Source organism: Xanthomonas sp. CPBF 426, assembly GCF_903989465.1.
Lineage (GTDB): Bacteria > Pseudomonadota > Gammaproteobacteria > Xanthomonadales > Xanthomonadaceae > Xanthomonas > Xanthomonas euroxanthea.
In genome coordinates this window covers 383,801-402,479 of sequence record NZ_LR861805.1, presented here as the reverse complement: position 1 = coordinate 402,479, position 18,679 = coordinate 383,801, and the positions used below count along the sequence as shown (strand labels likewise).

Below are 18,679 nucleotides of genomic sequence, written 5' to 3'. Positions count from 1 at the left end.
TGGTGTTATTTCAACAATCCATGAATTCGGATCATCTGAATGCTTGAGCGCATCCATCTCACCATCGTCCAGCAGGTCGAGCAGCAAGGCTCGCTGACCGCCGCCGCAGGCGTGCTGAACCTGACCCAGTCGGCGCTGAGCCACAGCATGAAGAAGCTGGAGCAGCAGTTGGGCACCGACGTGTGGCTGCGCGAAGGTCGCACCCTGCGCCTGACCCAGGCGGGCCAGTACCTGCTGGCGGTGGCCAACCGGGTACTGCCGCAACTGGACCTGGCCGAAGAGCGCCTGGGGCAGTTCGCGCAGGGCGAACGCGGCGCCCTGCGCATCGGCATGGAGTGCCATCCCTGCTACCAGTGGCTGCTCAAGCTGGTGGCGCCCTACCTGGCCACCTGGCCGGACGTGGATGTGGACGTCAAGCAGAAGTTCCAGTTCGGCGGCATCGGCGCGCTGTTCGGCTACGAGATCGACCTGCTGGTCACGCCCGACCCGCTGTACAAGCCCGGGCTGCGGTTCGAGCCGGTGTTCGACTACGAGCAGGTGCTGGTCGTGGCCAAGGGCCATGCGCTGGCGTCGGCGGCCTACGTCAAGCCCCAGCAGCTGACCCGGGAAGTGCTGATCAGCTATCCGGTGGACCTGGAGCGCCTGGACATCTACAGCCAGTTCCTGCTGCCAGCCGGGGTCACGCCCCGGCGCCACAAGGCCATCGAGACCACCGACATCATGATGCAGATGGTCGCCAGCGGCCGCGGCGTGGCCGCGATGCCACGCTGGCTTGTGGAGGAATATGCGTCCAGGATGGACGTGGTGCCGGTGCGGCTGGGCGCGCGCGGCATCCCCAAGCAGATCTTCCTGGGCGCACGCGAGGCGGATATCGCCGTCGACTACCTGCGTGCCTTCATTGAACTGGCGCGCCAACCCGCCAATGGCACCGCCAACACCACCGCCGACACAACGACCACTCCGCCGGGAGCCCACTGATGGACAGCACCGCCACGCGCACGCCACTGCCACTGCCTGCCGGCCACGACAAGGTCTTGCTGCATTCCTGCTGCGCGCCATGCTCGGGTGAGGTGATGGAGGCCATGCTGGCGTCCGGCGTCGACTACACCATCTTCTTCTACAACCCCAACATTCATCCGCGCAAGGAATACGAGCTGCGCAAGGACGAGAACATCCGCTTTGCGCAGCAGTGCGGCGTGCCCTTCGTCGATGCCGACTACGATCGGGACAACTGGTTCGAGCGGGCCCGCGGGATGGAGAACGAACCCGAACGCGGCATCCGGTGCACGATGTGCTTCGACATGCGGTTCGAACGCACCGCGCTGTATGCGCACGAACACGGCTTTCCGGTGATCACCAGCTCCCTGGGCATCTCGCGCTGGAAGAACATGCAGCAGATCAACGACTGCGGCGTTCGCGCTGCGGCCAGGTATCCCGGCCTGATGTACTGGGAGTACAACTGGCGCAAGGGCGGCGGTTCCTCGCGCATGGTCGAGATCAGCAAGCGCGAGAACTTCTACCAGCAGGAATACTGCGGCTGCGTCTACTCGCTGCGCGACACCAACCGGCACCGCGCCGAAAGCGGGCGCAATCGCATACAACTGGGCGTGAAATTCTATGGCGATGGGGAACAGCAAGACTAAGCGCCTCGCCAGGGCAGCGACGCTGGCCGGGATTTCAGTCTGTGTCATGGCGCCCTTCCCGCTCGCCCAGGGCCCACGTAGCGGCGCCACCCAATGACCACCAACGCACGGCAAGATCGTTTGACTCATCCGCACACGCCACGCCTGGCCAGCACCATCACCGATGCCTATTCCCTGGAGGTCAGCGCAACCGCCATTGCCGGGCTGAGCGCAGCGGCGCCCGCGATCATGCGTGGCGCGACCATTGCCATCCCCTACCTGCCCAACCAGGACGACGCCGCGCGGCTGGCCGCCGCATGCATGGTGCGCAAGCTCGGCTTTGCGCCCATGCCGCACCTGTCCGCGCGCCGGATCGGCTCGCGCGACGCACTGCACGCCTTCGTCAGGCGCGCCGTCGATGAGGCTGGCGTCGAGCGTTGCCTGGTGATCGCGGGCGATCCACCGTCGCCGATCGGGCCGTTTCCGGACAGCGTGTCGCTGATCGACACCGGGGTCTTCGAGCGCTGCGGCATCCGGACCATCGCCGTGGCAGGGCATCCGGAAGGACATCCGGGCATGCCTGCAAGCGAGCGCTGGGATGTGCTGAAACGCAAGTGTCGCAGCATCGCCGAGCGCGGCATGGCACCGCTGATCGTCACCCAGTTCGCCTTCGATGCCGACCTCGTGCTGACGTGGTTGCACGCGCTGCGCGCGCGTGGCATCGCACACCCCGTGCGGGTGGGCGTGCCTGGTCCCGCCGGCGTGGCGGTGCTCGCACGCTATGCCGCACGCTGCGGTGTCGGCGCCTGCACCGCGATGCTGTCCAAGTACGGCATCTCGCTGGGCAAGCTGTTGGGCACCGCCGGGCCGGATCGGTTTGTCGATCGCCTCGCCACCGGCCTCACCGGAGCGCATGGAGAGGTCAGCCTGCACTTCTTCCCGTTCGGCGGCATCGCGCAGACGGTCGCGTGGGTGGAGCAGTACCGCGCCCGCACCGCGCCGCACCGCGCCGACTGACACCTGCCGGGCACGCCGCGCGTCATCGGCCGCAGACCTCGAATGGGCGAGCACGAGCGTGCGGGTGGGCGAGCTGTCCACGACCTGGATCACAGTCTGGACTGCTTCATTTCTGTGGCTGTGCTTGCGGCGCGCCGGGTGCTGCAGCGCACAGCGGACCTGTCACACGGGCGCGGTATAACCATCGGCGAATCGCGGCGAGGGGGCGCTGCATCCGGTGTCGTTGCACTGCGCGACGGCATCGCTTCTGCAACGTTCAAGGAGAGATGTCGCCATGCCGAAGCCGTCGCTGTTGTCCTTGCTGTGCACCCTGTCGCTGGTTTCCCTGCCGCTTGCCGCGGCCGAGCTGCAGCCCAAACAACTGGCTGGCCCGCCGGAGGAGTTCGCGCAGATGCGCGCACCCGACCCGGCCGAGTCGGCGATTCTGTCCAAGAGCGCCTTGCTGCCGGTGGAATTGACGCCAGCCGGCAACTCCGCACGCTGGCAAGGCACGCTGCCGGTGGAAAACGGCCATTTACGTTTCATGGTGCTGGCCGGTGAACAGCCGTGGGAGGCGGCGGTGACTGCACCACGCATTGCCGGCGCGCGCGCGGCCGCCGTTGCTCCGCAACTGCAGGCGCAGCGCACGCTGCTGGGCACCGCAGAAAGCGGCACCAGCGGCATGCGCTATGCGGTGGAATCGGCGCAGAACGGAGCGTGGTCGCTGGCCCTGCAATCAGCAACGCCGGTGGCGCAACGCGGGTATGTGCTGATGGAAGGCGATGCGCGCACGCAGCTGGCCTCGTACCCGCGCCATCGTCGGCAGCAGGTCGGCCAGTCGCTGACGCTCAACGCCTTGCTCAGCGGCAACGATGCAGCCGGTGCGAGCTTGCTGGCCGCGCAGGCGGGGCAGATCGAGACAGCGAGCCTGCGTGTGATCGACCCGCAAGGCGGCATCCGCACGCTGCCGATGGCAGACGACGGGCAGCACGACGACGGTGCTGCCGGCGATGGCGTGTATGGCGGCACGTTCCAACCGACAGCCGAAGGCACCTGGATCGCACAGGTGATCGTGCGCGGTCGCGACCAGGCCGGGCAGCCGTTCGTGCGCACCAGCGAGCATGTGTTGCCGGTGCTGGATACCTCCCTGCGCCTGCTCGGCAACGCGCTCAGCGCACGCGCTGCCGACGGCACCCGGCTCAGCATTGCCTTGCCGGTCGCCGCGCGCGGCAAGGCCCCGTCGCATTACCGCGTGTTCGGCCAGGTCTGGGGCACCGATGCCAAGGGCAGGCAGGTGCCGGTGGCATGGATCGGCGGCATGCTGACGCCGCAGCAAGGCCAGCTGCCGTTGAGCCTGGACGAACGCTGGGTCGCGCGTGCCGGCGCGCGTGCGCCGTTCACGCTGCGCGGGCTGCGCATCGAAGACCCGGACCATTACATCCCGCTGGTACAGGCCGACACGCTGCCGTTGCAGCTGCCCGCGTTGCGCCGTGCCAGCATCGTGCGGTCTGCCGGTGCCATCGACGAGAGCATGCGCATGGGGCCGCGCCCGACAACGCTGGCCCGCGCCAGTGCGATGGCGCAGCCGCAGGCCACGGGGTCGCAACTGGTGCTGGTGCATGGCTATTGCTCCAACGGCGTGTGGCCGCAGGCGCAGTTCACCAACGCGTCCTCGTTCATCGATGCCAAACAGAACCGCAGCAACGACCAGTTCGCACAGCGGCTGGCGCAGTTCGCCAGTCAGTGGTCCTCGTTCGCGACGGTGGCGCACAGCCAGGGCGGCATGGCGGCGCTGCATCTGTACACCTACTACTGGAGCGGGCTGGATAACGCCACCGGTGGGCGGGTGATGCAGTCGGTCGGCACCCCCTACCAGGGCACCAATCTGTCCGGCATCCTGGCGGCCGTGGGCTCGTGGTTCGGGGTGGGTTGCGGCACCAATACCGACATGACTTACGACGGCGCCAAAGCCTGGCTGGCCGGCATTCCGGCCGATGCGCGCGCCAAGGTGAACTACTACACCACCTCGTTCGCCAAGACCAACTGGTACACCAACGACTACTGCAACGCGGCCTCGGACCTGGTACTGAACGACCCGGAAGATGGCACCGTGGAGCAGGTCAACGCGCAGCTGCCGGGCGGCGTGAACCGTGGCCACACCACCGGGCAATGCCACACCACCGGCATGCGCGACCCGGCGCAGTATCTGGACGCAAGCCGCAATGCAGTGATGAACGCCAACGCCGCGAAGTGATGCGGCATCCATTGCAGGGTCCGTGGCCGCCCACCACGCACGCCGTAGATGCGTGGTGGGTCCGATGTGGCCTGCCGCCTCGGCTCCCGCGAAGGTGGGCGGACAAGCCCCTGCTGCGACGAGGTCCGCGTGATGCGGGCAGCGCACACCGCGCTGCCCGCCATCCACCGCCTGCACGGGCTGCACGGTCCCGACGACGACATTGACGAGCCTGCACCCCGCCCTTCGTAGGAGCGTGCCTGCGCGCGACGCATTGCCGAAGAGTCACCGACTGCAGGTCGGTGACCCAGCACGCTCACACCCTCAACCAACGCGTCGACACCGCCACGCCCACCATCAACACCGCGACACCGAGCAGGGCGCCGACTAGGCCGATGCCATGCGCGGCGAAACCGATCAGTGCCGGCCCGGCCAGGATGCCGGCGTAGCCCAGGGTGGTGACCGCGGTGATGGCGATGCTCTCCGGCATGCGCGTCTGGTTGCCGGCCAGCGAGAACAGGGCCGGCACGATATTGGCGCAACCCAGGCCGACCAGCACGTAACCGGCCAGCGATGCCTGCCACGGGCTCACCAGCGTCAGCACCAGGAAGCCGGCGCTGGCCAGCAGCGCGCCCACCACGATCGAGCGGATGCGCCCCAGGCGCTCCACCACCGCATCGCCGAGCAGGCGCGTCACCGTCATGGTCAATGCAAACGCGACATAGCCCACGCCGGCGGTGCTCGGGGCAACCTGGTGCACATCGGCCAGGAACACCGAGCTCCAGTCCAGGATGGTGCCTTCGGCCAGAAACACCACAAACGCCAGGATGCCGATGAACAATACGATGCCTCTGGGCAGGGCCAGCAACGGCCCCTGCTGCGCCACGCGCTCGGTCCGCCAATGGCGCACCGACAGCACGCCGACCACGAGCATGGCGATCACCCCGGCGAGCGCCGCGCTCAGCGGGGAAACCCGCGCCGACAGCAGCAAGGTCATCGCGCCGGCACCGACGAAACCGCCGATGCTGAAGAACGCATGGAATCCGGACATCATCGCGCGCCGGGCATCGCGCTCGACCACCACCGCCTGCATGTTCATCGCGCAATCCATCGCGCCCACGCCGGCACCGAACGCGAACAGCACCGCGCCCAGCATCCACGGATTGGCGACAACGGCCAGCAGCGGCAGGCTGATGCAGATCAGCGCCGCCGTCACCGCCATGACCGCACGGAAGCCGAAGCGGGCCGACAAGGCACCGGCCAGCGGCATCGCCAGAAACGAGCCTGCCCCCAGGCACAACAGGATCAGGCCGAGCGCGCCATCGTCCACGCCGGTCCTGGCTTTGGCGAATGGCACCAGCACCGCCCAGACCGCGGCAGCAAAGCCGGGAATGAAGAACGCCGCGCGGGTGGCGTGCTGTTGCACGCGAGCGCTGGAGCCGGGGACAAGCGACATGCAGGCAATTCCAGAAGGGAGCGGCGAACCGAGTGCGACGGTGGGCGCTAGGCCGGCGCGTTCGCGGGCCGGGTGTGGCCTGCGCACTGCTCCACTGCGCGTGCTGCAACCGTCCGTGGGGATATGCGAGGGTGCTAGCGAAACACCACCGTGCGATGGCCATTGAGCACGATGCGGTGTTCGACATGGCGACGCACCGCACGCGCGAGCACCAGCGATTCGGTGTCGCTCCCCAGCCGCACCAGGTCGCGCGGCGTCATCGCGTGATCCACACGCGCCACGTCCTGTTCGATGATCGGGCCTTCGTCCAGGTCTTCGGTGACGTAGTGCGCGGTGGCACCGATGATCTTGACCCCGCGTGCGTGCGCCTGGTGATACGGCTGCGCGCCCTTGAAGCTGGGCAGGAAGCTGTGATGGATATTGATCGCGCGCCCCGCCAATGCGCGGCACAACGCCGGCGACAGGATCTGCATGTAGCGCGCCAGCACCACCAGATCGATCTGCAGCGCTTCGATGAGGGCAAGCAGCTGCGCTTCCTGCGCAGCGCGCGTGTCCGCGCTCACCGGCAGATGGTGGAAGGCGATGCCGTAGGAGGCGGCCAGCGGCGCGAAGTCGGCGTGGTTGGACACCACGGCTGCGATATCCACCGGCAATTGCCGGCTGTGCATGCGGAACAGCAGATCGTTGAGGCAATGCCCCTGCTTGCTCACCAGCACCAGCAGCCGCGCGCGACGGCGCGCATCGTGCAGCTGCCAGTCCATCTGGAATTCCTCGGCCAGCTGCGCAAAGCGGCGTTCCAGCCCGGCAATCTCGGTGCCCGGCGGCTTGTCGAAGTGCACGCGCAGGAAGAAGCGGCCACTCTCGTCGTCGCCGAACTGCTGTGCGTCGAGGATGTTGCAGGCCAGGTCGAACAGCAGGCCGGTCACGCGATAGACGATGCCGGTGCGGTCGGGGCAGGACAGGGTGAGGATGTAGTCGGAGCGCATCGGCACAATGATAGCCAATGCACCCGGCTGCGGGCGCAGTGCTTGCGCCCGTAACTTTCCCGTGCGGCTCAGCGCGGCGGCAGGCGCAGCATCAGTCGCCGATTGATGTCATCCAGTTGCGCCATCGATGCCTCCACCGAGGTCTCCATCGCTTCCTGGGTGGTGATGTGCGCACGCAGATGCGCAGGGTCGGCCAGTTCGCCACGCACCAGGAACACGTTCTCGCCCACCTCGCCGACGTGCCGGCTGAGCACCACGTAATCCACCTGGTCGAAGCCGTGCTGCTTGGCCAGCGGCAGCAGGCGCGCGGCCATGCGCACACTGGCCTCGTCGGTGGGTTTGTCCAACTCGGCATCGAGCACGGCCACCGCTTCGCGGATCTGCGCAAACAGATAGTGGTCCGGATGCTCGGGATGGTCCGGGCCCACCGGGCCCTGGTCGACGACCGGTGCGGCGGTCATCGTCTACCACCGGCGCAGCGCAGTGCGCGCGGTGTGCGCCCGGTCGAACCGAGCGTGATATGCAGGTGTCGCATCGCATCCTCCCTGGAGCGGCGGCTGTCACGAGCCGGCATTTTAGAAGGTCTGCTGCATGTTTAGGTGAGTAAGAGATGGGCTGTGCTGCTTTGAAGCGAAGCGGCCTGAGCGTGTGCAGCAGATGTCGCTGACGGTAGGCGAAATCTGCTGCACATGGGCTTCGCCCCGTACCCTCACCTTGACCCCCGCTCCGCCTCCCCCCTGCCCGCGCCGGAGCGCGGGCGCTTCAAGGCACGCACGCCAGTGACGCGCGAGCGATGCCTTCTCGCTTCGCCGAGAGCGGGGCTAGCTCCGCCTTGCGGATGCGGCGATCAGGCCTGCCCTGCCCGCCGCGCCGATACCTCTGCCAGCACGGCCCAGTCGGCGTTGCCGTCGCCATGGGCGATCGCCTCGTCCAGGCCGGCGCGCAGCAACTCGCCCAGCGGCATCGGCACCTGCTTGTCGGCACCGGCCTGGATCGCCAGGTCCACGTCCTTGCGCCCCAGGGTGGCGGTGAAGCCGGCCGGCAGATAGGCGCGCTGCATGATCAGGCGGCCATAGCCCTGGTACGCGGGTGCGGCGAACAGGGTGCTGGTGAGCATGCCCAGGAACTGGGTGGCGTCCACGCCGTGGCCGCGTGCCAGCGCGCTGGCTTCGGCCATGGCGCCGATCGCGCTGGCCAGGCAGAAGTTGGCCGCCAGCTTGACCGCATTGGCCTGCTCGGGGGTGCGGCCGATCTCCCAGGTGCGTAGACCGAGCACGTCGAACATCGGCTGCACGCGCGCCAACGCTGCCTCGTCGCCGGCGGCCAGGATGTTGAGCTTGCCGGCTTCGGCCACATCGACGCGGCCAAGCACCGGTGCGGCCACGTAGGCCACGCCGCGCTCGGCATGCAGGGCGGTCAACTCGTGCGCCAATGCCACCGAGATGGTGGCCATGTTGACGTGCACGCTGCCCGCCGGCAGCGCGTCCAGCACACCATGCTCCAGCAGGGTCGCGCGCACCGCGTTGTCGTCGGCCAGCATCGAAAACAGCAGCGGGCCATGCGCGGCGTCGCGCGGTGCATCCACCACCGTGGCGCCGGCCTCGCGCAGCGATTGCGCGCGCCCGGGCGAACGGTTCCACACACTCAGTTCGAACCCGCCGCGCAGTAGGTTGTGCGCCATCGGCAGGCCCATCGTGCCCAAGCCCAGAAATCCTATCGGCATCTGTTTTCCTTATTCGATCTTGCGTCAAGAGCGGCAATCCAGACACCGCACGCTCTGCTTCTTTACCACTCCCCGCGTTAATCAGCTGGCGAACACGCCACGCGCATCGCGTGGCTCGCAGCGCAGGTATTGCGGCGCGGGTGTGACCGACGCACCAAGTGCAGCGGCCGCATGCCACGGCCAGCGCGGGTCGTACAGGATGCCGCGCGCCAGCGCGATCGCATCGGCCTGGCCGTCCTGCAGGATCGCCTCGGCCTGCGCCGGCTCGGTGATCAGGCCCACGCCGATCACCGGCGTGTTGACCTGCGCCTTGATCTGTTGCGCAAACGGAATCTGGTAGCCCGCCTGCACCGGAATCTGCTGGCGCGGATCCAGCCCGCCGCTGGAGACATGGATGTAGTGCGCACCGCGCGCATCCAGCGCCTTGGACAAGGCGATGCTCTGCTCGACATCCCAGCCGCCCTCCACCCAATCGGTGGCCGAGATGCGCACGCCGATGGCGATCTTGTCCGACACCGCCGCGCGCACCGCGTCGAAGATGCGCAACGTCAGCCGCATGCGGTTTTCCAGCGAACCGCCATAGGCATCGCTGCGCTGGTTGCTCAGCGGCGACAGGAACTGATGCATCAGATACCCGTGCGCGGCATGCAGCTCGACCAACTCAAGACCCAGGCGTTCGGCGCGCTGCGCCGCATCGACGAATGCCTGCACCACCGCATCGATGCCGGCATCGTCCAATGCCTGCGGCAGCGGCTGGCCGTCACCGAACGCCAGCGCCGATGCGGACACGGTCTGCCAGCCATGCGCGTGATCCGGCGCGATCGCCGCGCCGCCGTTCCACGGCAGATCGGTGGAGGCCTTGCGCCCGGCGTGCGCCAGTTGGATGCCGATCGGCATCGGCGACCAGCGCCGCACCGATTGCAGTACCTCATCCAGCGCCTGCTCGGTGGCATCGTCGTACAGGCCAAGGTCCGCATAGGAGATGCGCCCCTGCGGCTGCACCGCGGCCGCTTCCAGGATCAGCAGGCCGGCACCGGATTGCGACAAGGTGCCCAGATGGATGCGGTGCCAGTCGCTGGCGCGGCCGTCCTGCGCGGAGTACTGGCACATCGGGGCGATGACGATCCGGTTGGCGAGCGCAAGCGGACCGAAGCGGATGGGGGAGAACAGCTGGCTCAAGAGGGCATCCACAGATGACACGGGGGTGCCCATTGCACTGCGCCGCGCGCGTGGGCACAACCGCTGCGATGGATCACTGCGTCATGCCGAGCGCGCACTGGCGTCATCGACGCTGCGTGCAAGCAACGGATCGAACGGCGCGTGCAGGAATGTCAACGCCTGCGCGCACGACTGTTCGACCTTCAGGCTGAGCAGCTCGTCCGCGCGGGTGCGCCCGAAGTTGAGCGCGGCGATCGGCAGGCCGTTGCGTGCAGCGGTCTGCACGAAACGAAAGCCCGAATACACCATCAGCGAGGAGCCCACCACCAGCACCGCATCGGCCGCCTGCAGATGCGCAAATGCACGCTCCACACGCTCGCGCGGCACGTTCTCGCCAAAGAACACCACATCCGGCTTCAGCACGCCGCCACACACCGGGCACGGCGGCACCGCAAAATGGTCGAAGGCCACATCGTCCAGGTCCGCATCGCCATCGGGCGCCTGCGCCGCGTCCAGGTCGGCCCAGCCGGGGTTGGCCTGTTCGAGCAGCAGCTGGAAGTCGGTACGTGGCATGCGCCGCCCGCAGCCCATGCAGCGCACCACATCGAGCCGGCCATGCAGGTCGATCACCGCCTGGCTGCCGGCCGCCTGGTGCAGGCGGTCGACGTTTTGCGTCAGCAGCACTTCCAGCTGGCCGCGCGCTTCCAGTGCGGCCAGTGCGTGATGGGTGGCGTTGGGCCGCGCCAGGCCGAAGCGCGGCCAGCCGACCAGGCTGCGCGCCCAGTAGCGCTGCCGGGTGGACAGCTCGCCCATGAAGGCCTGAAACGTCACCGGTTGCGGGCGCTTCCAGCCGCCTTGCAGATCACGGTAATCGGGGATGCCCGAATCGGTGCTGCAACCGGCGCCGGTGAGCACGAACAGGCGCCGGTGGCGTTCGATGAAGTCCTGCAGCGGGTTGCCGTCCTGCACCGGTGACGCCGTCATCGTGCAACTCCGGTGGCCATGAGGTAACTGTGCAGCAACACCACCAGTTGCGCCTGCAGCGGCGCAATCCGCACAGCCGGCGCGCCATCCTCGAGCAGGCTCTTCAACGGCCCGGTGATGGCCGCCATGCCGATCTCGGCCACCGCCTGGCAATCGTCGAAGCGCACATCCGAGGCGGTGGCGAGCGCGGCGGCGAACGCCTGCTGCGAGCGCCGGCGCGCCTGCGCGCCCAGGATGGCGCCACCATGCAACTCGGCAATGGCGTACAGCGCGCGTGAGACATCCACATGCTGCAGCTTGGCCTGCACGAAGGCACGCACCAGGGCCTGGCACTGCTGCGCAAGCGTGCGCCCGTGCTGTTGCGCGCAGGCCAGTTCCACCGCATCGATCACCGTCTGCAGATGCCACTGCAGCAGCGCGATCAACATCGCCTGACGATTGGGGTAGTACTGGTACACGCTGCCGACCGACACGCCGGCACGCTCGGCCACCCGCGTGGTGGTGCAGCCCTGCAGGCCGTCGGCCACCAACACCTGGATGCTGGCCTGGCGAATGACCTCCACGGTGGCGCGCGAGCGCGCTTGCTGCGGGGCTTTACGCGGTGCGGGCAGGGGCAGGGAGGTGCTCACGAATGCGAATGTCCACACGGATGGATGGCACATAGTCTGGGGGCCTTCTGCCTGATTCCAAGGAAGCGCCTCGTCCAGCTCCGCCCCGGTGGGCGCTGAGCACCGACGCCGGCCGCGCTCGATGCCTTTACCCTCTGCCACGTACAGTTGAAACCGCTTGAAAACAGGCGCCACGTCACAAATCGTGGTGCCGGATCACGCAGTTAGCGTGATCCGGTGCACACGCAACGCTGCGGAAACATGGCACAGCGACAGTGGGCAGCTCCCCCGCTACCCCCCATCCCTGCCATGCCCTACACCCACACCCGGACGCGCTCCGGAGTGCGTCATGCCGTGTCGCGTCGTCCGCTCGTCGTCGCGCTGGCACTGACCCTGGCCACCCCCGCGCTCGCGCAGGAAGCCGCGCCCGCCACGCCTGCCACCCGCAAGGGCGAGGACGGCATCTTCTCGCTGGACCGGATGATCGTCACCGGCGCCGGCCAGGCCCAGAACCAGTTCGATGCCTCGTATGCGATCACCGCGCTGACCGCCGAGCAGATCGACAAGCTGGCCCCGCTCAACCTCGCCAGCCTGATCGGCTCGATGCCGGGCATCTATGCCGAATCCACCGGCGGCGAAGTGCAGAACGTCTACCGCATCCGCGGCATTCCCGACGAGGGCTCGTTTGCGGTGATCCAGGAAGACGGCATCAGCCCCTACCCGGACAACAACGGCTACTTCTACAAGACCGAAGGCCTGGTGCGCCCGGACCTGATGGTCGAATCGGTGGAGACCGTGCGCGGCGGGCCCTCGCCGATCTTCGCCTCCAATGCCGCGGCCATCGTCAACTTCGTCACCCGCCAGGGCGGCGACACGCCCGAAGGCGCAGTGCGCACCACCGTCGGCGACACCGGGCTGTACCGGCTCGACGGCTATTGGTCGGGCAAGCTGGCCGACGGCTGGTATCTGGCTGCCGGCGGCTTCGTGCGCCGCAACGACGGCTACCGCGACGTGGACTTTCCGGCCGACGAGGGCGGGCAGTTCCGCATGAACCTCACGCACACGCTGGACCACGGCAGGATCACCTTCACTGCCAAGCATCTGGACGACAAGAACGCGTTCTACATGCCGATCCCGCTGTACGACCCGCGCGACACCACGCGTTCGCTGGACCCGTTGATCGACCGCTTCACCGGCACCTTGAGCACCGCGCAACTGAAGCGCGCCAGCATCGTGTCCAGCGATGCCAACGGCACGCCGCAGCGCGAACTGCGCGACCTGTCCGATGGCCGCCACATGAAATTCAACCATCTGGGCGCGAACCTGGACCTGGCCTTCGACAATGGCTGGAGCCTGTCCAACAAGGCCATCGTCAATCGCCTGGACATGACCTTCGACGCGCTGTATTCCAGCAATGCGCCGCAGGACGCCAGCGCGTATGCCAACAGCCGCCGCGCTGCCGCCAGCGCCGCGTTTCCCGGCCTGACATCGCTGGGCTACGTCTACACCGATGATGGCAGCCGCTTCGATCCGGCCAGCACCGACGGCCTGGTGATCCAGGGCCAGTACCGCGCCATGAACGTGCGTGCCGATTCGTTTGCCGACGACCTGCGCCTGCATCGCCGCTTCGACTGGGGCGGCGACACCCACGACATCACGTTGGGCGTGTACGGCGCCTACTACGCGCGTTCCTACAATTCGCGTTACCAGAGCTATCTGTTGGAGATGCGGCAGAACCCGCGCACCATCGACCTGCTCGGCTACGACGCGGCCGGCAACGTGGTCGGCGGCGTGACCAAGGACGGCGTGGTGATCTATGGCGCCGACCGCACTCAAGGCAAGGCCTACACCAGCATGCTGGCGCCCTACATCGCCGACACCTGGCAGGTGACCGACAAGCTGCGCCTGGAAGGCGGCGTGCGTCACGAGCGCTACCGCTACCGCGCCTGGAGCATGTTGCGCAGCACCGGCAACCTGGGCATGGCCGACACCCTGGCCGACGATGCCGCGCGCCTGTTCACCGGGGCCCGCGCGCACACCGCGCTGGACGTGGGCGTGACCAACTGGACCGCGGGTTTCAACTACGACATCAACCCGACGGTCGGCATCTATGGCCGCGCCTCGCGTGCGCACCGCGCGCCCAGCGAGGGCGCCAACGAAGGCAATGTCAACATCCCCACCGCCGACCAGTTCGAGCTCGGCACCAAGCTCAACTTCGACACCCTGGACGTGTTCGCCACCGCCTTCTACACCAAGTACGACCCATACAACATCGGCACCAGCGCGGTGAACCCGCAGACCGGCGCGGCCGAATCCAAGGACTACCGCGGCAGCGTCACCAACCCCGGCATCGAACTGGCAGCGGTGTGGACGCCGGCGCAGTGGCTGCGTTTGGATGCCAACCTGACCTACAACGACACCAAGGTGTCCGACCTGACCGAAGTGGTGGCCAATGGCGCAGTGGCCGTGGTCAACGTGGACGGCAACATGCCCAACCGCCAGCCAAAGCTGTACGGCAATGCGGGCCCGACGCTGTACTTCACCACCGGTGCGTTCGACTGGGAAACCTCGTTGCGCTACGCCTACGTCGGCAAGCGCTACGCCGACCTGGAGAACACCACCGAGCTGGCCGCCTACGACACCCTGGCGGCCAACATCCTGGTGCGCAACGGGCCGTGGGATGTGCAGCTGTCGGTCGACAACCTGACCAACACCTTTGCGCTGACCGAAGGCAACCCGCGCACCGACACCATCTCCGGCCAGGGCACGCGCGAACCGATCTACGGCCGCCCGATCTACGAGCGCAACTCGCGGCTGGTGGTGACTTACCACTTCTGAGTGCACCGACGTCCGGGGTGTCGCAGCCTCGCTACCGGCGCTCCACTTCCCGATCCATCGCCTGCAGCGTGGCGTACGCGCTGCAGGCCACAAGGACTGCCATGACACCCTCCCCTCTTGCCTGTGCGCTGCTGTTTGCGGCAGCGACATGTTCCGGCAATGCCGCCGCCTGGGGCCACCGTGCGCACGCGGCCATCGACAGCGCCGCCGTGCAGGCACTGCCCGACGACGGCCCGGTCTTCCTCAAACAATATGTGCAGGTGATTGCCGACGGCGCAACGCTGCCGGACGGCTGGCGCAGCGAGAGCGAGCCATTTCTCAAGATCGAAGAAGACCCCAACCACGGCTGGTTCCGCGAGCAGTTCGCCTTCATGCAACACCCGCCGCGCTCGCGTTATGCCTTCGTGCTGGCGCTGTATGACGAACAGCGGCGCATCGCCAGCAGCGACCCGCAACGGGCGCAGCACATGAACGTACGCTGGGCCGGCACCTTGCCGTATGCGGCCACCGAAGGCTACCAACGCATCGTGGCAACCATGCGGCAACTCCGCGCGCTGCGTGCCAAGGGCCAGGACACCCGCGAGCTCGAACGTACCTGCGCGTTCTATGTCAGCTGGTTCGCGCACTACATTGGCGATGGCGCGCAGCCGCAGCACGACAGCATCCACCACGACGGCTGGCAGGGGCCGAACCCGAACGGCTACAGCACCGACCCGAAGGTGCACGGCAAGTTCGAGAGCGATTACGTGGACAAGATTGCGCTGACCCCGCAGGACCTGCTGCGCCGCATGCCGGCCCTGGCGCATCAGCAGGGCGATGTGTTCGAGCAGATCCTGCACTTTCTCGACGTGGGCACCGGCCGTGTCGAGCAGGTCTATCGCCTGGAAAAGGCCGGCGCGTTCGACGATGCCTCCAGCAGCGACGGCCGCGCGATGGTCTACCGCACCGCCGGCGATGGCGCGGCGATGCTGCGCGACCTGCTGGTGCGCGCCTGGCGCGAAAGCGCGCTGCAACCAGAAACATCCACGCTGCCGCGCAGCATGGACCCGAGCCATCCGCAGTACGACCCGGCCACCGGATCTGCACCTGCCGGCAGGTCGCCAACCGCATGACCGCCGTAGGCGACATCGGCTGCCGCCAGCGGCGTGCCGACCCGCGCGCCGGCACCGCTCGCTGCGCGCCTGTCGGCAGGACGGCGCAGCGGGCCCTGCGGCTCGATCCTGCCGTCACGCGGCGTCAATGGACCTTGTTGAGCTGTTGGACAAAGCGCAGCAGATCCTGACTGACAAGCGCTGCCACCGGCAACCGCGCGCGCCAGCTTTTACCACTCCCGATTCCCGATTCCGCCAGGCCAACCACCCGCATGCCGGGCACGCCCATGCGACGCGCAGCTGGCGTCCATATCGGCCTCGGTGGTTCCCGGATGCTCGCGCCGGTCGCTCCTCACTCGCCGCGTGCGGGATGCGGCGCAAAGCGCCCGTACGGCCGCGCGTCGTCGGCGCGCTGGCGTAGCACGTAGGCCGCCGCGAAGGCGAGCGCCAGCAAGGTCAGGCACATGCCGACCAGGGCGCCCCAGCCACCGTGCTGCCAGAACCAGCCGCCGAGCGCACCGATCACGCTGGAGCCGGCGTAATACGCCAGCAGATACAGCGATGCGGCATGGCTGCGGTGCGCACCGCCGAGCCGGCTCACCCACGCGCTGGCGGCCGAATGCGCAATGAAGAAGCCGATCGTCAGCAGCACGATGCCGGCCACCACCAGCGCCAGCACATGCGCCAGGGTCAGCGCCACGCCGAGCACGCACAGCACGATACCGGTGCTGACCACCGGGCCGCGCCCGAAACGATCCGACGCCGCGCCGGCCACCGACGAACTGACGATACCGAACACATAGGCGCTGAAGATCATGCCGATCTGGCTCTGGCTCAGGCCGAATTCCGGCCCGCCCAGCCGGAAGCCGGCGTAGTTGTAGAGGCACACGAACACCCCCATCAGCAGGAACGGCAGCGCGAACAGGAACGGCAGGTTGCGGTCGCGCAGATGCCCGGCCCAGGCGCGCAGATGGAAGCGCAGATTGATGCCGTGCCGGCGCACGAAGTTGCGCGACGGCGGCAGCAACCAGAAGAATGCCAACGCACACAGCAGGTCGAACACGCTCAACATCGCCAGTGCAGTGCGCCAGTCGTAGTGATCGGTCAGCACGCTCATCACGATGCGTCCGCTCATGCCGCCAAAGGCATTGCCGGCCACATACAGGCCGGTGGCCGCGCCCATCTTGTTGGCCGGCAGCTCTTCGCCCAGGTACACCATCGCCACCGCCGGCACCCCGCCCAGCGCGATACCGGACAAGGTGCGCACCAGCACCAGCGCGCCCCAGTGCGGCAGGAAGGCGGCGAGCAGGTTGAGCAGCGCGGCCAGCGCGATCGACACGAACATCAGCCCGCGCCGGCCCAGGTTCTCCGACACCGCGCCGGCGCAGAAGATCGCCAGGGCCAGCGCGCCGGTGGCCAGCGACAACGGCAGCGAGGCGGTGGCCGCATCCACGCCGAAGGCGCGCGCAAACTCGGGCAGCACCGGCTGCACGCTGTACAGCAGCGAGAAGGTCGCAAAGCCGGCCAGGAACAAGGCCAGCCGGATGCGGCCGCTGGCGGGTGCGTCGGCAGCGGGTATGTCGTTTGCAAGGCGGGTGCCCGGCGAGCTGGCAGCACGGCGATCAGGAGAAGACACGGAAGCAGCATCGAGGCAGGAGGACGGCGAGTATTCGCCTGCCAGGACCCCCTGTCCAATATATGATGCTGGCAGTTGCCATATGCAGGACAGATAGCATGGAACTTCGCCACTTGCGCTATTTCCTGGCCGTCGCCGAAGAAGGCAATTTCACCCGGGCCGCAGCGCGGGTCGGCATCGGGCAACCGCCGCTGAGCCAGCAGATCCAGGCACTGGAGCGCGATCTGGGGACGCCGCTGTTCCGGCGCACCCACAGCGGCGCCGAGCTGACCCCGGCCGGCGAGGCCTTCCTGATCGAGGTGCGTCGCGTGCTCGCCGACGTGGAGCGCGCCGCAGAAACCGCGCGGCGGGTGGCGCGTGGCGAATCCGGCCGGCTGCGGCTGGGCTTCACCGCCTCGGCCGCGTTCAATCCGGTGGTGCCGCATCTGATCCGCGACTTTCGCCGGCAATGGCCACAGGTCGAGCTGTTGCTGGAAGAAACCAACACCGCCGGACTGCTGCTGGCCCTGGCCGATGGCCGCCTGGATGCGGCGTTCGTGCGCTACGGCCTGAGCACGCCGCCCGACCTGCAATTGCTGCGCTTTGCCGACGAACCGATGAAGATCGCCGTGCCCACCGCGCATCGCCTGGCCGCCCGCAACAGCGCGCCACTGGCGGCGCTGGCGGGCGAGCCGTTCATCCTGTTTCCGCGCAGCTTCGGTTCCAGCCTCTACGACGAGATCCTCGCCGCCTGCCGGCAATCCGGCGTGACCTTGCGCATCACCCAGGAAGCGCCGCAGATGTCGTCCATCGTCAATCTGGTCGCGGCCGAACTGGGCGTATCGGTAGTGCCGGCCTCCACCGCCCAGCTGCAGCTGCCCGGCGTGCGCTATCTGGATATCGAAGGCCAGATGCCGCTGGCCCGGCTCGCCCTGGCGGTAGCGCCAGGTGCGTTGGACACGGCGCCGCTGGTCCGGCATCTGTGGGCCCTGGCGGAAGTGCTGTGAGCCAGGCTGATCTTGAGCCCACAACACCACGGTTTTTGTAGGAGCGCACTCGTGCGCGATGTGGCTCTTCCGGTAACGCCCTCGCGCACAAGTGCGCTCCTACACCTGCCAACAGATGGCCAGATGCCGCTGGCCAGACTGGCCCTGGCAGAAGTGCTGTGAGCCAGGCTGATCTTGAGCCGACAGCACCACGGGTGTCGTAGGAGCGCACTCGTGCGCGATGTGGCTCTACCGGTAACGCCCTCGCGCACAAGTGCGCTCCTACACCTGCCCAGGCGGAAAGATGTTGGATTGCGTTGCCTGCCAACAGCGATGGCGCTGGTTTTGAGCCGAGGTCTGATCAACACACCCCATCAGCCACA

Annotated in this window: 15 protein-coding genes; 7 read left to right on the top strand and 8 right to left on the bottom strand. The window is 67.7% G+C overall.

Annotation, left to right across the window (positions count from 1 at the left end; all coding sequences use genetic code 11):
• Nucleotides 1-39: 39 nt before the first annotated feature.
• The 4 genes from H7A87_RS01690 to H7A87_RS01675 all read left to right on the top strand — a co-directional run bounded on the left by H7A87_RS01690 (nt 40) and on the right by H7A87_RS01675 (nt 4,872).
• Nucleotides 40-978 (top strand): LysR family transcriptional regulator, encoded by a 939-nt coding sequence (locus H7A87_RS01690; protein WP_104649551.1) that lies wholly within the window; start codon nt 40-42, stop codon nt 976-978.
• Entirely contained in the window at nt 978-1,643 is a 666-nt protein-coding gene (locus H7A87_RS01685) for an epoxyqueuosine reductase QueH (protein WP_119129342.1), read from the top strand. The genes H7A87_RS01690 and H7A87_RS01685 overlap by 1 nt, the downstream gene beginning before the upstream one ends.
• A 93-nt stretch (nt 1,644-1,736) precedes the next feature.
• Nucleotides 1,737-2,639: a methylenetetrahydrofolate reductase gene (locus H7A87_RS01680; RefSeq protein WP_119129341.1), complete on the top strand. Its 903-nt coding sequence runs from the start codon at nt 1,737-1,739 to the stop codon at nt 2,637-2,639.
• A 274-nt stretch (nt 2,640-2,913) separates the two neighbouring features.
• Entirely contained in the window at nt 2,914-4,872 is a 1,959-nt protein-coding gene (locus H7A87_RS01675; protein ID WP_180496859.1) for a choice-of-anchor X domain-containing protein, read from the top strand.
• A gap of 295 nt (nt 4,873-5,167) precedes the next feature.
• On the opposite strand, the gene H7A87_RS01670 is transcribed toward H7A87_RS01675, so the two are convergent.
• The 7 genes from H7A87_RS01670 to H7A87_RS01640 all read right to left on the bottom strand — a co-directional run bounded on the left by H7A87_RS01670 (nt 5,168) and on the right by H7A87_RS01640 (nt 11,775).
• Nucleotides 5,168-6,307, bottom strand: coding sequence for an MFS transporter (locus tag H7A87_RS01670; protein WP_119129340.1), 1,140 nt, complete (start codon nt 6,305-6,307; stop codon nt 5,168-5,170).
• A gap of 134 nt (nt 6,308-6,441) precedes the next feature.
• A complete protein-coding gene (gene purU, locus H7A87_RS01665; RefSeq protein ID WP_164739953.1) occupies nt 6,442-7,293 on the bottom strand; it encodes a formyltetrahydrofolate deformylase in 852 nt (283 codons plus the stop codon).
• Nucleotides 7,294-7,361: 68 nt separating this feature from the next.
• Nucleotides 7,362-7,754 carry an XVIPCD domain-containing protein gene (locus tag H7A87_RS01660; protein WP_104583895.1) on the bottom strand — a complete coding sequence of 131 codons (393 nt, stop codon included), beginning with the start codon at nt 7,752-7,754 and terminating at the stop codon, nt 7,362-7,364.
• 386 nt (nt 7,755-8,140) lie between these two features.
• On the bottom strand, nt 8,141-9,016 hold the full coding sequence (locus H7A87_RS01655; protein WP_119129338.1) for an NAD(P)-dependent oxidoreductase: 876 nt from the start codon (nt 9,014-9,016) through the stop codon (nt 8,141-8,143).
• Between the two features lie 81 nt (nt 9,017-9,097).
• Nucleotides 9,098-10,216, bottom strand: a complete 1,119-nt coding sequence (locus H7A87_RS01650) for an NADH:flavin oxidoreductase/NADH oxidase (RefSeq protein WP_180496858.1) — start codon at nt 10,214-10,216, stop codon at nt 9,098-9,100.
• Between the two features lie 60 nt (nt 10,217-10,276).
• Complete coding sequence (locus H7A87_RS01645; protein WP_119129336.1) at nt 10,277-11,158, bottom strand: NAD-dependent protein deacetylase; 882 nt, start codon at nt 11,156-11,158, stop codon at nt 10,277-10,279.
• Nucleotides 11,155-11,775, bottom strand: coding sequence for a TetR/AcrR family transcriptional regulator (locus tag H7A87_RS01640; RefSeq protein WP_119129464.1), 621 nt, complete (start codon nt 11,773-11,775; stop codon nt 11,155-11,157). Before H7A87_RS01640 ends, H7A87_RS01645 begins: the two co-directional genes overlap by 4 nt.
• 345 nt (nt 11,776-12,120) lie before the next feature.
• Here H7A87_RS01640 and H7A87_RS01635 point away from each other — a divergent pair, with 345 nt between their 5' ends.
• Entirely contained in the window at nt 12,121-14,604 is a 2,484-nt protein-coding gene (locus H7A87_RS01635) for a TonB-dependent receptor (protein WP_232087906.1), read from the top strand.
• A gap of 101 nt (nt 14,605-14,705) precedes the next feature.
• Complete coding sequence (locus tag H7A87_RS01630) at nt 14,706-15,716, top strand: nuclease (protein ID WP_119129335.1); 1,011 nt, start codon at nt 14,706-14,708, stop codon at nt 15,714-15,716.
• Nucleotides 15,717-16,047: 331 nt separating this feature from the next.
• Here the strand turns inward: H7A87_RS01630 and H7A87_RS01625 are convergent, their stop codons facing one another.
• Entirely contained in the window at nt 16,048-17,274 is a 1,227-nt protein-coding gene (locus tag H7A87_RS01625) for an MFS transporter (protein WP_119129462.1), read from the bottom strand.
• A 155-nt stretch (nt 17,275-17,429) separates the two neighbouring features.
• Here H7A87_RS01625 and H7A87_RS01620 point away from each other — a divergent pair, with 155 nt between their 5' ends.
• A complete protein-coding gene (locus H7A87_RS01620; RefSeq protein WP_119129334.1) occupies nt 17,430-18,317 on the top strand; it encodes a LysR family transcriptional regulator in 888 nt (295 codons plus the stop codon).
• Nucleotides 18,318-18,679 lie beyond the last annotated feature (362 nt).